Raw genomic sequence first — 15,795 nt, forward strand, 5'->3', positions numbered from 1 at the left:
ACTGCGGCTACCCTGAACACGGCTACCCTGAACACTGTCCCATTCGACAACGGCAAGAATCAGGAGTGATGGAAATGCGCAGTTTTACCCTTCAACGTATCGATCACGTTGTCTTGCGGGTCAAGGACATTGAGCGCAGCCTGGCGTTCTACACATCCGTGCTGGGGTGTGATGTCAAAAAACGCCGTGACGACCTCGGCTTGATTCACCTGAGCGCTGGCACATCCATGATTGACCTGGTTGATGTGAACGGGCCGATCGGGCGTCAGGGTGGGCAGCCGCCGGGCAAGCAAAGACACAATGTCGATCACGTTTGCCTGCGGGTCGAGCCGTTCGATGAACACGCCATTCTCCAGCACCTGGCGGCGGCCGGGGTATCCGCTGAAGCGGCCGTGATGCGGTATGGCGCGGAGGGAACCGGGTTATCGATGTATCTCAATGATCCTGATGATAATCAGATCGAGTTGAAAGGCCCTGCGGTGCAGGCTTGATGGCTGGAAAGCGTCGAGCCTGAGTCATCATCCGACTGTGCCAGTGAACTTGTGCACGCACCCTTCCCGGTAAATTCAATCTGTTCGACCGCGTTACGGCGCCCCCACCGTCAGGCTTAGGCGCCCTAATCGAAAGCCCCCTCGAGCACCTCATAAATAAGGCCGGAAGCAATAGCCACGAGGATCAGATCGGTGCCCGCCTGCTGCCATTCGTAGCCGTCATAATGCGGCAGCCTGCCCAGCAGGCGCCCATCGAGCTTCTTGGCAATGCCTGGAGGCAGCGGTTTGCCTCGCGCTAACTTCTTCTGTATGCCAGGCGGCAGTGATGGGCCTGGGCTCCAATAGTCACGATAGCCACCAAGCACCCCCAGGATGCCGCCACGGTCGATACTGGGGCCGTGCCCCCTATCATCGGCGTCTGCGCCTTTGCCCTTATGGCCCTGGTTGCCATGACCCTGGCCGCCTTGCGCGTTACCCTTTGCGGAACCCTGGCCCTTGCCGTTGCCAGGGTCGGCCACCGCCGCCACCGGGCCCAGGACCAAAGCGAGGCACGTAACAGCAACCGCCAGCGTGCGGGGTTTGAACATGATCGTCTTCTCCGTAAGGGAACCTCCCTTGGAATGTAGTCGACATTGGCGATAAGCAGCGCGCCTGTTTTTCACATAATAAAAATAGGTAATTTTATTTCAGATATAAATAATATTAACTGATAATTAGCTTATTCCAAAAAAGACTTTCCACAAGGTTTTTTATAGATATATCTTCATTTCACAGACCGACCCCATACCTGGCGGAGGACGCATCCACACCCTCCAGGTTACCTCCATGCCCGACATCGCCTTCCCCACGCCCCTCAAGAAATTACCTCTTTCACTCCTGACCGGCTCCCTGCTCCTGACTGCAGCACCCTCTTTTGCCGAAGACGCCAAGCTCGACACCGTCACTGTGATTTCCACCGGTCTGCGTGGCCAGCAACGCACGGTGGCCGACAGCCCGGCGCCGATCGATGTGATCAACAGCGACCAGTTGCTCAAGACCGGCCGCGCCGAGTTGTCCGAAGCCATCGCCAAACTGCTGCCGTCGTTCAACTTCGGCACCAACATCGCCGGCTATAACTCGGTGACCCGCCCGCTGAGCAACCGCAGCCTGGGGCCGGCCTACACCCTGGTGCTGGTCAACGGTAAACGCCGGCATAACGGCGCCACCGGCCAGCGCGGTTCCATCGATAACAGCGGTGCGAATGCGGTGGACATCGACCTGATCCCGGTCAGCGCGGTGGACCATATCGAGGTGCTCAAGGACAGCGCTGCCGCGCAGTACGGTTCCGATGCAGTCGCTGGCGTGATCAATATCATCCTCAAGTCCGGGAAGAGCGGCGGCCACCTGGAGACCAGCTACGGTCAGTTGTATTCCGGCCAGGGCGAGACCATCAAGGTCGCGGGCGACCAGGGCTTCGAACTGGGCCAGGGCGGCTTCTTTCACTTCTCCGCCGATGCGCGCAAACGTGGCAGCGCATCGTGGAACGACAAGGCCGACAGCAGCGTGCGAGCGTTCGCTGACCCAGCCAAGGAAGCGGCCTGGGACCGGGTGGCGATCAAGAACGGCGACCCGGACCTCAAGGCCTTCAACCTGGCCTACAACGCCGAACTGCCGCTGGAAGACCTGACACTGTATTCGTTCTCCACCTACGGCGAACGCGATGCCGAGGCCGCCAACTACTTTCGCCTGCCGACTGGCACCGCCGCAGTGTCCGAGGTGTTTCCCGACGGTTACTTCCCGCTCAACAACATCAAGGACCGCGACTACCAGTTGCTGTTCGGCGGCAAGGGCCTGGTGGCCGACTGGAACTGGGACCTGAGCACAACCTACGGGCGCAACAACGTGCACCACTCCAGCGACCTGAATATCAACCCGTCGCTGGGCACCGCGTCGCCAACCAAATTCGACAACCTGGCGACCTTCCGCTTCGAGCAGTGGGTCAACAACCTGGACTTCACCCGCCGCTACGACAGCCTGTTCAACCTGACGCCGCCGGTGCAGGTCTCCGCCGGCCTGGAACACCGCTGGGAACATTTCAGCACGTTTGCCGGCGAGCGCGAGGCCTATATCACCGGCACCTACCCCGCCGCATCGGGCGCACAGGCGGCGGTGACGATTCGCCCGGAAGATGAAGTCAGCCTGATCCGCAACAACTACGCCGGTTACCTGGACCTGGGTTTCGATCTCACGGACCGCTGGTTCCTCGACGTCGCCGGGCGGGTCGAGCACTACGACGATGACTCGGGCAACACCTTCGGCCTGAAAGTGAACTCACGCTACGAACTCACCGACAGCGTGGCCGTGCGCGGCACAGTGGGCACCGGTTTCCGCGCCCCCTCCCTGACCCAGATCGGCTACACCGTGGCCGACAACCGCGTGGCGACCGATGTGAACGGCAACGTGGTGCCGGCCGTGACGCGCCTGACGCCGTCCGGCAGCAACCTGGCCAAGGCGCTGGGCGGCGATGACCTCAAGCCGGAGAAATCGCGCAACCTGGGGCTGGGCCTGACCTGGCAGCCGGCGCCACGCACCAGCGTCACCGCCGACGCCTACCTGATCGACATCGATGACCGCATCGCCCTGACCAGCAATATCTACGACCGTGGCAACGGAGCGATCAACGCCATTCTCGCCGCCCAGGGCGTACCCACCGGTACTTGGGTCAACTACTACACCAACGCCTTCGACACCCGCACCAGGGGCCTGGACGTGGTGGCCGACCACACCACACCGCTGGAGGCCTGGGGCGATGTGCGCTGGAGCCTGGGCTTCAACTGGAACAAGACCACGATTGAAGGCACTCGCGATACGCCGGCGGCACTGGCAGGCTCAGGCGTGACCCTGGTCGGCCGCGACCGCGAAGGCGACCTGACCGACGCCTCTCCCAAGACCAAGTGGATCCTGGGTGCCAACTGGAAGGTGCGGGACCTGGCCGTCAACCTGCAAACCGCGCGCTACGGCGCGGTCAAGACCCTGGCCGTCAACCCGACGGGCGACCGCAGCTTCGGCGCCAAATGGATCACCGACCTGGACGTCAGCTACACCTTCGTCGACAGCCTCACCGTGAGCATCGGCGGCACCAATATCTTCGACGTGCGCCCCGACAAACACGCGGTGTACAGCAACCTCGGCCTCGCGGCCTACGGCAACCCGCCGTTCTACCCCGGCGGCGGCTACTGGTACACCAAGCTCGCCTACGACTTCTGATCCACACGCCACATGAGGGCACACCATTGAATACCGCCAACTTGATGAGCCGTCTGCTGGCCCCCTGCGCCCTGGCGCTGAGCCTTGCCGCCTGCTCGCCCGGGCATGACACCCAGGCGGGCAAGACCCTGAACATCGCGTTTTTCGGCGATAACACCACCCTGGTCAGCGTCGATCCGTTCCAGGTGTATTGGCTGGAGCACCGCGTGCTGCTGCGCAACGTGGCCGAGTCCCTGACCGACCAGGACCCGCAGACCGGCCAGATCATTCCGTGGCTGGCCAAACGCTGGGAAGTGAGTGACGACGCCCTGACCTATACCTTCCACCTGCGTGAGGACGTGACCTTCAGCAACGGCGAGCGCTTCGACGCCAAGGCGGTGAAAACCGCCTTCGACAGCGACAAGGCACTGGCCACCGAATTGCCGGCCACCTTCGGCGCCACCTACCTGGCAGGCTTCGACCACGCCGAGGTGGTGGACGACTTCACCGTCAAGCTGGTGCTGTCCAAGCCCAATGCAGGTTTCCTGCAAGCTACCTCCACCACCAACCTGGCGATCCTCGCGCCGGCTTCCTACGCGCTGAGCGTGAAGGAACGCTCCCTGGGCAAGATCATCGGCACCGGGCCGTTCGTACTGGCCAGCTACACGCCGGAAGTCGGTGCGCACCTGACCAAGCGCAAGGGCTACGCCTGGGCCTCGGCCAATATGAAAAACCCGGGTGAAGCGCACCTGGACGCGGTGGACATCAGCTACATCCCCGAAGAAAGCGTGCGCAACGGCCTGTTCCTGCAAGGCAAGGCCGACATCCTGTGGCCGCGCAACCCGTTCTCGGAGGTCGACCTGAAGCTGTTCCAGTCCAAGGGCGCGACCATTCAGAGCCGTTCGCTGCCGGGGCCGGCGCTGAACCTGTACCCCAATACCCGTGGCGAGCGGATCCTGGCCGACCGGCACGTGCGCCTGGCGCTGCAAAAGGCCCTCGACCGCAAGAGCTACGCCAGCACCGTCTACAACGCTGAGTTCCCGGTGGTGGACGGCATCTTCGATGTGACCACGCCGTACTTCAAAAGCCAGGGCGCCAAGCTGGCCTATGACCCGGCAGGCGCCGAGCAACTGCTGGAGCAAGCCGGCTGGATCAAGGGTGCGGATGGTTACCGGCAAAAGAACGGCAAGCGCCTGAGCCTGAGCTACAACATCACCCCGGCCGAGACCGCGGGCGACGTGCTCATCCAGGACCAACTGCGCAAGGTCGGCATCGAGTTGAAACTCAGCGTGGTCACCCGCGCCGAGTGGGTCGCCAACAACTCGGCGGGCAACTATGACCTGACCCTCAACTACATGACCCGTGCCGACCCGATCATCCTGCAGACCATCCTCGATCCACGCAGCGCCAACAGTTCCACGCTGGCCACCAACACCTATGAACCGGCGGTGCTGGAAAAGGCCAAGGGCTTGTTCGACGCCGGCATCACGGCCACCCAAGCCCCGCAACGCGCTGCCGCCTACGGCAGCCTGCAGGATTTACTCATCGATGAAAGCTCCGCGTTCCCGGTGTATGAGCGCGTGTGGCAGGCGGCGACCTCGCCCAAGGTAAAAAACTTCCGCTGGACCGCCGAGGGCTTCGCGCTGCTGGGTGATATCGAGATCGACACGCCATGAGCCGCTACCTGATCGGCCGCATCGGCCAGGCGCTGCTGGTGCTGTGGGGGGCCTACAGCATCACCTATTTCATTCTGTATCTGCTGCCGGGCGACACCTTGTCGATCATGCTGAGCGCGTCGGGCATGGAGGCCGACGCGCTGTCGGTCGAGGACCTGGCCAAGGCGCGGGCCTACTACGGCCTGGATAAAGGCTTGTTCGAGCAGTATGTCGACCTGCTGCTGGGGGCGTTGCGGGGGGATTTCGGACAGTCGCTTTCACTGAATCGCCCGGTGGCCGAACTGCTTGCCGAACGCCTGCCGCAGACCTTGTCCCTGGCGGGCCTGGCCATTGTGCTGTCGCTGCTCGGTGGAATCGGCCTGGCTTACCTGACCGCCTATATCCGTTGGCAACCGCTGAAAACAGCCTTGGCGCGCCTGCCGTCGCTGGGGTTTTCGGTGCCGGTGTTCTGGATGGGGCTGTTGCTGATCCAGGTGTTTGCCTTCGGCCTCGGCTGGTTCCCCGCCACCGGCAGCCGTGGCCTGGAAAGCCTGGTGCTGCCGGCGATTACCCTGGCGATTCCGAGTGCGGCGGTATACGCCCAGGTGCTGCAACGCAGTTTCCAGGGGGTCTGGAAAGAGTCCTATATCACCACCGCCTACGCCAAGGGCCTGAGCCGTGGCCAGGTGCAGGCGCGGCATGGGTTCAAGAATGCGGCGCTGCCGATTCTCACCCTGATCGGCTTGCAGGTGGGCAATACCGTGTCGGGCGCGGTGTTGGTGGAGACCATCTTCGCGCGCTCCGGCATTGGCCGCCTGGCCCAGGAAGCGGTGCTGCGCCAGGACATTCCGGTAGTGCTCGCGATCGTTTCGGTATCGGCGGCGGCTTTTGTCCTTGTAAACCTGTTGGTCGACCTGTTGTACCCGTGGTTCGACCCGCGCATCTCCCACATCCCAAAGGTGTCCTAGACCATGACTGTCCTTGAGCAGAACCTGGGCCGCAATCCCCTCCCGGCCAGCCCTGCGCCGTGGCGCCGCCGCAGCCGCCTGCAACGCGTGGCGGCGACGGTGTTGCCCCTGTTGCGACGACCTGGGTTCAGCCTGGCGCTGCTGGTGGTGGTGTTTGCATGGGTGGCGGCTGTGGCGCCGCACGTATTGAGCAGCTTCGATCCTTACGCCACCTCGCCCGTCGACAAACTGCGCGCGCCCAACCTGATCCACTGGTTTGGCACCGATGAGCTGGGACGCGACCTCTATACGCGGGTGGTGCATGGCGCCGGCCTATCGGTCCTGGCGGCGTTCCTTGCGGTGGGCATCGCCCTCTTGGGCGGGCTGGGCCTGGGCATCCTGTCGGGTTTTGCCGGGGGGCGCATCGACGCGGTGATCATGCGCTTTGTCGATGTACTGCTGGCCCTCCCCGGCCTGCTGCTGGCCCTGGCGATTGTCACGGCCATCGGCTTCGGCACGGTGCCGGTGGCGATTGCCGTGGGCATCGGCATTATTCCGGGGTTTGCCCGCACCACCCGCGCCGAGGTGCTGCGGGTCAAGACCCTGCCCTACGTCGAGGCCGCGCGCCTGGGCGGTGCCAGTTGGGGGCGCACCTTGCTGCGGCACATCCTGCCTAACGCATGGGGGCCGGTGGCCGTGCTGGCGACCCTGGACTTCGGCGCCGCGATCCTGGCCACCGCAGGCCTGAGCTTTCTCGGTTTCGGCGCCGCGCCACCAGCGGCGGAATGGGGCACCCTGATCGCCAACGGTCGACACTTCCTGGTCACCGCTCCCTGGGTTTCCCTGCTGCCCGGCCTGTTCCTGGTGGCCGTGGTGTTCAGCCTCAACCATATCGCCCGCACCTTCGAGGAGATCCAGCGATGAGCGCTCTAGTAGATGTTCGTCAACTCAGCGTCAGCTATCGGCACGGCCACACGGCGGTCAATCGCCTGTCACTGAACATCGCCCAGGGCGAAACCGTGGCGATTGTCGGCGAGTCCGGCTCCGGTAAATCGACCCTGGCCAACGCTATCCTCGGTCTATTGCCGGACAGTGCGCAGATCACCGCCGGCCAGCTGTGGGTAGATGGCCACGACCTGACCCACGCCAGTGAACGCCAAAAGCGCGCATTGCGCGGCCGCACCATCGGCCTGGTGCCCCAGGACCCGATGGTCAGCCTCAACCCGACCCTGCGCGTGGGCCAGCAGATCGCCGAGGCGCTGATCCTGGCCAGGGGCAAACGCTACCCTGGCGTCGATGCGGACATTGTCGAACTGCTGCAACAGGTGGGCATCGACAAGCCCGTACTGCGTGCGCGCCAGTACCCTCATGAACTCTCCGGCGGCATGCGCCAACGCGTGCTGATTGCCATTGCCCTGGCGGGCAACCCGCGCTTGATCATCGCCGACGAACCCACCAGTGCCCTCGACGTGACGGTGCAGCGCAAGATCCTCGACCACTTGCAACGCCTGGTGAGTGAACGGGGGATTTCGCTGTTGATCATCACCCATGACCTCGGTGTGGCCGCCGACCGCGCCGACCGGATCCTGGTGATGCAACACGGTGAAGTGGTCGAACAGGGCACGCCAGGTCGGATCCTTGGCGCGCCACAACACGATTACACCCGGGCACTGATTGCCGCCGCTCCGGCGTTTGCCAAACGGCGCGAGCCCTTGCCGCGCATTGACTCGGCCCAGGCCCCGATCCTGAGCCTGAAAAACGTCGGCAAGACATTTGCGCTGCCCAAGGTCAAGGGCGAAGAATCAACGTTCGTGGCCCTCGAGGACCTCAACCTGCAGGTGTACCCCGGCCAGACCCTGGCCATCGTCGGTGAGTCCGGCTCGGGCAAGAGCACCGCGCTGCGCATCGCACTCGGCCTGGAAAAACCGACCCAGGGCCAGGTCTGGTTCGAGCAACAGGACGTCACCCACCTGAACTGGCGCGACTTCCGCCCACTGCGCCAACGCCTGCAACTGGTGCAACAGAACCCGTTCGCCGCCCTGGACCCACGCTTCACCGTGTTCGACAGCATCGTCGAACCCCTGGTGTCCTTCGGGCGGCTCAAGGGCGCCGCGCTGGAACAGGCGGCCCGGGAGTTGATCAGCCGCGTGCATTTACCGGTCAGCTACCTGGATCGGCTGCCGCGAGAGCTGTCCGGCGGCCAGTGCCAACGCGTCGCCATCGCCAGGGCCCTGGCGTTGAAACCTGACCTGTTGTTGCTCGACGAGCCAGTGAGCGCGCTGGATGTGTCGGTGCAGGCGCACATCCTTGAGCTGCTGGAAGAGCTGCAACGGGAGATGGGTATCGCGTATGTACTGGTGTCCCACGACCTGTCGGTGGTGGCCAACTTTGCCCATGAGGTGCTGGTGTTGCGCAATGGCCGGGTGATCGAGCAGGGCTCGGTGGAGCAGATCTTCCATCGGCCGGCCAGCGAGTACACGCGGGAATTGATTGCGGCCATCCCTGGCCGGCAGGTCATTGCGAGCGCCGCGTGAGACCTGTATCGCAGTGCCACACGAAACAGTTGTCGGCAACGGCGCGATCCCCGAGCATCGCGCCCCCGACCGTCGGGCTCTCCAGGGATATTCCGCGACTGTCTTTACAGCCCAGGCAAAAGACCTTTGTCATCACGCCTATTGATAGCCCCCTAACGAAACCCCCATGCTAGAGGGCTAATCTCGCGCTTATATCATTCCGAATGATAGTTACCTTTGCTTCATTCGATTCGTGACATAGCACAGCGCCGCGCATGATCCGCCCATCTCAAATACATTGGCGGATGCACCTCATGGAACAGTCACTCAAACATTTGCGCTTCCCCTTGGCCATTTTGGCGGTAGTGGTGATGAGCGCGTGCGGCAAAACCCCGGAACAAGCGGCCGCCATGCCAGCTGCCAAAGTCAGCGTGGCCAAGGTGCTGGAACAACCGGTCAACGAGTGGGATGAATTCACCGGTCGCCTGGAAGCCCCGGAAACCGTGCAGATCCGTCCGCGCGTGTCCGGCCAGATCGACCAGGTGGCCTTCACCGAAGGCGCGCTGGTGAAGAAAGGCGACCTGCTGTTCCAGATCGACCCGCGTCCGTTCCAGGCCGAAGTGCGTCGCCTTGAAGCCCAGCTTGCCCAAACCAAAGCTGCCGCGACCCGCAGCGATAACGAAGCGCAACGTGGCGAACGCCTGCGCCAGAGCAATGCGATCTCCGCTGAACTGGCCGACTCGCGCACCACCGCCGCCCAGGAAGCCCGCGCCGCCGTCGCCGGGATCCAGGCGCAGCTGGACCTGGCCAAGCTGAACCTGAGCTTCACCCGCGTGACTTCGCCGATCAGCGGCCGCGTCAGCCGTGCCGAAATCACCGCCGGCAACCTGGTGACCGCCGACGTCACCGCGCTGACCAGCGTGGTTTCCACCGACAAGGTCTACGCCTACTTCGACGCCGATGAGCGGGTGTTCCTCAAATACACCGAGCTGGCCCGCCAAGGCCGTCGTGGCGCCACCACTCCGGTGTACCTGGGCCTGTCCAACGAAACCGGCAACCCGCACCTGGGCCAGATGAACTTCGTCGACAACCAGGTCAACCCGGCCACTGGCACCATCCGTGGTCGCGCCGTGTTCGACAACAGCAAGGGCGAATACACCCCTGGCCTGTACGCCCGCCTGAAGCTGGTCGGCAGCGGCACCTACTCTGCCGTGCTGATCAACGATGAAGCCGTGGGCACCGACCTGGGCAAGAAGTTCGTGCTGGTGATGGAAGGCGACAAGCCGGCCTATCGCGCAGTGGAACTGGGGCCGAAGATCGAAGGTTTGCGCATCGTGCGCAGCGGCCTGAACAAGGACGACACCATTATCGTCAAGGGTCTGCAGCGTGTGCGCCCAGGGTCGCCGGTCGCCCCGGAAACCATTCCGATGGCCAGCAAGGAAACCCTCGCCGCCTTGGCCCAACAACGACAAGCACTTGAAGCCAGCAACCTGGAGCAAGTGGCGCCGGAAAAAACCGCGCCCAAGCTCGCAGCCGTTGCAGCTCCACGCGGTTAAGGGAAACGACTCAAGATGAATTTTTCCAAGTTCTTCATTTCGCGGCCGATCTTCGCAGCAGTGCTCTCACTGTTGATCCTGATCGCCGGTGCGATCTCGCTGTTCCAATTGCCGATCAGCGAATACCCGGAAGTGGTGCCGCCGACCGTGGTGGTGCGCGCCAACTTCCCGGGCGCCAACCCCAAGGTCATCGGTGAGACCGTGGCAGCACCTCTCGAGCAGGCGATCACCGGCGTCGAGAACATGCTGTACATGTCCTCGCAGTCGACCGCCGACGGCAAGCTGACCCTGACCATCACCTTCGCCCTGGGCACCGACCTGGACAACGCGCAGGTGCAAGTGCAAAACCGTGTGACCCGGACTCAGCCGAAACTGCCTGAGGAAGTGACGCGCATCGGTATCACCGTGGACAAGGCCTCCCCCGACCTGACCATGGTGGTGCACTTGACCTCTCCGGATCAGCGCTACGACATGCTCTACCTGTCCAACTACGCCTTGCTCAACGTGAAGGATGAGTTGGCGCGCCTCGGCGGTGTGGGTGACGTGCAGCTGTTCGGCATGGGCGACTACTCCCTGCGTGTATGGCTGGACCCGAACAAGACCGCTTCGCGCAACCTGACTGCGACCGATGTAGTGACCGCGATCCGCGAGCAGAACCGTCAAGTGGCCGCCGGTGCCCTGGGTGCGCAACCCGCGCCGACCGCCACCGCGTTCCAGTTGTCGGTGAACACCCAGGGTCGCCTGGTGACCGAGGAAGAGTTCGAGAACATCATCATTCGCTCCGGCGCCAACGGTGAAATCACGCGGTTGAAAGACATCGCTCGGGTGGAGCTGGGTTCCAGTCAATACGCCCTGCGCTCGTTGCTCAACAACCAGCCGGCCGTGGCCATCCCGATCTTCCAGCGCCCTGGCTCCAACGCCATCGAGATCTCCAACGAAGTGCGCGGCAAGATGGAAGAGCTGAAAAAGAGCTTCCCGCAAGGCATGGACTACAGCATCGTCTATGACCCGACCATCTTTGTGCGTGGCTCCATCGAAGCGGTGGTGCATACCCTGTTCGAAGCGCTGATCCTGGTTGTGCTGGTGGTGATCCTGTTCCTGCAGACCTGGCGCGCCTCGATCATTCCGCTGGTGGCGGTGCCGGTATCGTTGATCGGTACGTTTGCGGTAATGCACCTGTTCGGTTTCTCGCTCAACGCGCTGTCGCTGTTCGGCCTGGTACTGGCCATCGGTATCGTGGTGGACGACGCCATCGTGGTGGTGGAGAACGTCGAGCGGAACATCGAGCTGGGCCTGGACCCCTTCCCGGCCACTGAAAAAGCCATGAGCGAAGTGACCGGCCCGATCATCGCCACTGCGTTGGTGCTGTGTGCGGTGTTCGTGCCCGCGGCATTCATCAGCGGCTTGACCGGGCAGTTCTACAAGCAGTTCGCCTTGACCATTGCGATCTCGACGGTGATCTCGGCGTTCAACTCGCTGACCTTGTCCCCTGCCCTGGCGGCGGTGTTGCTCAAGAGCCATAACGCGCCGAAGGATGGGTTCTCCAAGTTCCTCGACAAGTTGCTGGGTGGCTGGTTGTTCAAACCGTTCAACCGCTTCTTCGACAAGGCCAGCCATGGCTACGTCGGTACCGTACGCCGGGTGATCCGTGGCAGTGGTATCGCGCTGTTCCTGTATGCCGGCCTGATGGTCCTGACCTGGCTGGGCTTTGCCCACACGCCAACCGGTTTCGTACCGGCCCAGGACAAGCAATACCTGGTGGCCTTCGCCCAACTGCCGGACGCCGCGAGCCTGGACCGTACCGAGGACGTGATCAAGCGCATGTCCGACATTGCCCTGAAACAACCGGGCGTGGAAGCCGCCGTGGCCTTCCCGGGCCTGTCGATCAACGGTTTCACCAACAGCCCGAACAGCGGCATCGTGTTCGTGACCTTGAAGCCGTTCGACGAGCGTAAAGACCCGAGCATGTCCGCCGGCGCGATTGCCGGTGCCTTGAACGGCAAGTACAGCAGCATCCAGGAAGCCTACATGGCGATCTTCCCACCGCCGCCGGTACAGGGCCTGGGTACGATCGGCGGCTTCCGCCTGCAGATCGAAGACCGGGGCAACCTGGGTTACGACGAGCTGTACAAAGAAGTGCAGAACATCATCACCAAGAGCCGTACCACACCGGAACTGTTCGGCCTGTTCACTAGCTACACGGTCAACGTGCCCCAGGTCGATGCCGCCATCGACCGTGAAAAGGCCAAGACCCACGGCGTGGCGATCAGCGACATCTTCGACACCCTGCAGATCTACCTGGGTTCGTTGTATGCCAACGACTTCAACCGCTTCGGCCGGACCTACCAGGTCAACGTGCAGGCTGAGCAACAGTTCCGCCTCGATGAAGACCAGATCGGCCAACTGAAAGTGCGCAACAACAAAGGCGAAATGATCCCGCTGGCGACCTTCATCAAGGTCAGCGACACCTCGGGCCCGGACCGCGTGATGCACTACAACGGCTTTATCACCGCCGAAATCAACGGCAACGCTGCACCGGGCTACAGTTCGGGCCAGGCACAGGCGGCCATCGAGAAACTGCTGAAAGACGAACTGCCCAACGGCATGACCTACGAGTGGACCGACCTGACCTATCAGCAAATCCTCTCGGGCAACACCGCGCTGTTCGTGTTCCCGCTCTGCGTACTGCTGGCGTTCCTGGTACTGGCCGCCCAATACGAAAGCTGGAGCCTGCCATTGGCGGTGATCCTGATCGTACCGATGACCCTGTTGTCGGCGATTACCGGGGTGATCATCTCGGGCGGTGACAACAACATCTTTACCCAGATCGGCTTGATCGTACTGGTGGGCCTGGCGTGCAAGAACGCGATTCTGATCGTCGAGTTCGCCAAGGATAAACAGGCAGAAGGCCTCGACCCACTCGCTGCGGTACTGGAAGCCTGCCGTCTGCGTCTGCGGCCGATCCTGATGACCTCGTTCGCTTTCATCATGGGTGTGGTACCCCTGGTGTTGTCCAGCGGTGCCGGTGCCGAGATGCGTCATGCCATGGGCGTGGCGGTGTTCTCCGGGATGATCGGTGTGACCTTCTTCGGTCTGTTGCTGACGCCAGTGTTCTACGTACTGATCCGTCGCTCTGTGGAGCGCAGCGAAGCGCGCAAAGCGGCCAAGGCCCTGAAGCTGGAGACACAGCAATGAGTGTGAAAGTATTCCTGCCGAGCTTGCTGGTCCTGGCGCTGAGCGCCTGTGCCGTGGGCCCGGACTACAAAGCCCAGACTCCGGAGGCGGCCAATATCACGGCCGCTGCCGACGCCAAAAAGTATGACCACGCCAAGTTCGAAGGCATTTGGTGGCAGCAGTTCGAAGACCCGACCCTCAACCAGTTGGTGACCCAATCGCTGCAAGGCAACCGTGATTTGCGCGTCGCTTTTGCCCGTCTGCGGGCGGCCCGAGCGATCCGCGATGACGCCAGCAATGACGCGATGCCGACCATCACCAGCCGCGCCAGCAGTGACCTGGCCAAGGGTCAAATCCCGGGCCAGACCACCAAGCGTGTCAACAGTGAGCGTTACGACCTCGGTCTGGACATGGCCTGGGAACTGGACCTGTTCGGTCGCATCCAGCGCAACCTGGAAGCCACCGACGCCGACCAGCAAGCCGCCGAGGCTGACTTGTACCAGTTGCAAGTCACCATGATTGCCGAACTGGTGGATGCCTACGGTCAGCTGCGTGGTGCGCAACTGCGTGAACGCATTGCTTTGGACAACCTGAAGAACCAGCAGGAATCGCGCGCCATCACGGTCAGCCTGCGCGATGCCGGTGTGGGCGACCAGCTCGACGTGGAGCGTGCCGACGCACGCCTCGCTGCGGTCGAAGCCAGCGTGCCGCAACTGCAGGCCGAGCAAGTGCGCGAGCGTAACCGCATCGCTACCCTTCTCGGCCAGCGTCCCGACAAATTGACAGTCGACCTGAGCCCGAAAGACCTGCCGGCGATTGCCAAGGCCTTGCCGATTGGCGATCCGGGGCAACTGCTGCAACGTCGCCCGGACATCCTCAGCGCCGAACGCAAACTGGCCGCCGCCACTGCGCGTATCGGCGTGGCCAAGGCCGACCTCTTCCCACGGGTCAGCCTCAGCGGCTTCCTCGGCTTTACCGCCGGGCGCGGTTCCCAGATCGGCTCGTCCGCCGCGAATGCCTGGGCCCTCGGCCCGAGCATCACCTGGGCCGCCTTCGACCTGGGCAGCGTGCGCGCCCGTTTGCGCGGCGCCGATGCCGAAGCGGATGGCGCCCTGGCGACCTACGAGCAGCAAGTGCTGCTGGCCCTGGAAGAGTCCGAGAACGCCTTCAGCGACTACGGCAAGCGTCAGCAACGCCTGGTTTCGCTGATCCGCCAAAGCGAATCCAGCCGCGCCGCCGCCGACCTGGCCGCGATCCGCTACCGCGAAGGCACCGTGGACTTCCTGGTGCTGCTGGACGCGCAACGTGAGCGCCTGGCCGCCGAGGATTCCCAGGCCCAGGCCGAAGTGGACCTGTATCGCGGCATCGTCGCGATCTACAAGGCCCTGGGGGGTGGCTGGCAGCCGGACACGGTGGTCGCCAGCGCCAAGTGAGGTAAAGAGCTCCTTTGGTTGGTCGCATCCAGCCAATTTTTTGCCCCGTGGTCCATTCGGTCACGGGGCTTTTTTTGGCCTGGGCAGCAGTGAAGGGCTGTATCAGATTCTCGGGTTCAGAATGCTTTCCCCCTCAGGTGTCAATGCCTTGAAGAACGGTCCGTCCGCTTTGATTTGTGCCAATGCATACAACGCGCGCGCGAGCCTGCCATTGCCGTCGCCATAGGGGTGAAATCGGACCGCTGCCGCGAACAGGCCGTCCGCCAGAAGCCACTTGCCTTCCTGTGCGCTTTGAGCAAGTTCAGGCAATAGCTTCTCGAACCCCGCGTGCCCGATCTCCGACGCCATATAAACAGGGTCGCTGCTGGAGCGGAAGTCACGATAAGGTTCACCCGGCCCGGGTTTGTAGACCTGCGCATGAATCTCATCAATCGTGTGAATGTCAGTCAGGTCGGCGTCTCGGTTACGCCACAACACGCCCCGAACCTCGTCCGCCGTTAAACCATCGGAGCGACTCGTATCGACAATCCACTCCGCCGCCTTTTCGTAGGGATTACCCAGTTTGAGCTCGCGAGGGACCAACGGGGTGCTGTCCAGCAGGGATCTCATTGCGGTGTTGGTTGCCTCCAAACGGGCACGGTCCTTTGCCAGGCGACGCAAACCATGGCCTACCTCGCCCTGTAACGTGCCCCAGGCAAAGCGCTGACGCGGGACGCCAAGACCGTCCAGCTTCAAGTTGTCACGAATGGATTGAACAACGGTGGCTTTATCGGTGGAACCCATCAGCGCCCGGGCGTCATC

At 62.9% G+C, this 15,795-nt stretch carries 11 protein-coding genes; 9 read left to right on the top strand and 2 right to left on the bottom strand.

Features of this window, described 5'->3' with window-relative positions; translation table 11 throughout:
- The first annotated feature begins 74 nt into the window (after positions 1–74).
- Complete coding sequence (locus BM017_RS26455; protein ID WP_092250116.1) at positions 75–491, top strand: VOC family protein; 417 nt, start codon at positions 75–77, stop codon at positions 489–491.
- A gap of 125 nt (positions 492–616) precedes the next feature.
- Here the strand turns inward: BM017_RS26455 and BM017_RS26460 are convergent, their stop codons facing one another.
- Positions 617–1,078 (bottom strand): anti-virulence regulator CigR family protein, encoded by a 462-nt coding sequence (locus BM017_RS26460; RefSeq protein ID WP_092250118.1) that lies wholly within the window; start codon positions 1,076–1,078, stop codon positions 617–619.
- Positions 1,079–1,316: 238 nt separating this feature from the next.
- Between BM017_RS26460 and BM017_RS26465 the strand changes: the two genes are divergently transcribed.
- The 8 genes from BM017_RS26465 (at position 1,317) to BM017_RS26500 (ending at position 14,994) form a co-directional block, all read left to right on the top strand.
- Positions 1,317–3,737 (top strand): TonB-dependent receptor plug domain-containing protein, encoded by a 2,421-nt coding sequence (locus tag BM017_RS26465; RefSeq protein ID WP_092250121.1) that lies wholly within the window; start codon positions 1,317–1,319, stop codon positions 3,735–3,737.
- Between the two features lie 44 nt (positions 3,738–3,781).
- A complete protein-coding gene (locus tag BM017_RS26470; protein WP_170856127.1) occupies positions 3,782–5,392 on the top strand; it encodes an ABC transporter substrate-binding protein in 1,611 nt (536 codons plus the stop codon).
- Entirely contained in the window at positions 5,389–6,339 is a 951-nt protein-coding gene (locus BM017_RS26475) for an ABC transporter permease (protein WP_092250127.1), read from the top strand. Before BM017_RS26470 ends, BM017_RS26475 begins: the two co-directional genes overlap by 4 nt.
- Positions 6,340–6,342: 3 nt before the next feature.
- Positions 6,343–7,242 carry an ABC transporter permease gene (locus tag BM017_RS26480; protein ID WP_092250130.1) on the top strand — a complete coding sequence of 300 codons (900 nt, stop codon included), beginning with the start codon at positions 6,343–6,345 and terminating at the stop codon, positions 7,240–7,242.
- Positions 7,239–8,852 (top strand): dipeptide ABC transporter ATP-binding protein, encoded by a 1,614-nt coding sequence (locus BM017_RS26485; protein WP_092250133.1) that lies wholly within the window; start codon positions 7,239–7,241, stop codon positions 8,850–8,852. Before BM017_RS26480 ends, BM017_RS26485 begins: the two co-directional genes overlap by 4 nt.
- A gap of 293 nt (positions 8,853–9,145) precedes the next feature.
- On the top strand, positions 9,146–10,387 hold the full coding sequence (gene mexE / locus BM017_RS26490; RefSeq protein WP_071488457.1) for a multidrug efflux RND transporter periplasmic adaptor subunit MexE: 1,242 nt from the start codon (positions 9,146–9,148) through the stop codon (positions 10,385–10,387).
- Between the two features lie 15 nt (positions 10,388–10,402).
- The gene (locus BM017_RS26495; RefSeq protein ID WP_071488416.1) at positions 10,403–13,582 is read left to right on the top strand and encodes an efflux RND transporter permease subunit; all 3,180 of its coding nucleotides are present in this window, start codon (positions 10,403–10,405) and stop codon (positions 13,580–13,582) included.
- Complete coding sequence (locus tag BM017_RS26500) at positions 13,579–14,994, top strand: efflux transporter outer membrane subunit (protein ID WP_092250136.1); 1,416 nt, start codon at positions 13,579–13,581, stop codon at positions 14,992–14,994. Before BM017_RS26495 ends, BM017_RS26500 begins: the two co-directional genes overlap by 4 nt.
- Positions 14,995–15,096: 102 nt before the next feature.
- On the opposite strand, the gene BM017_RS26505 is transcribed toward BM017_RS26500, so the two are convergent.
- A complete protein-coding gene (locus tag BM017_RS26505) occupies positions 15,097–15,777 on the bottom strand; it encodes a Fic family protein (protein WP_139216880.1) in 681 nt (226 codons plus the stop codon).
- Positions 15,778–15,795 lie beyond the last annotated feature (18 nt).

Origin of the sequence: Pseudomonas sp. NFPP04, assembly GCF_900113815.1 — a bacterium.
Classification (GTDB): domain Bacteria; phylum Pseudomonadota; class Gammaproteobacteria; order Pseudomonadales; family Pseudomonadaceae; genus Aquipseudomonas; species Aquipseudomonas extremorientalis.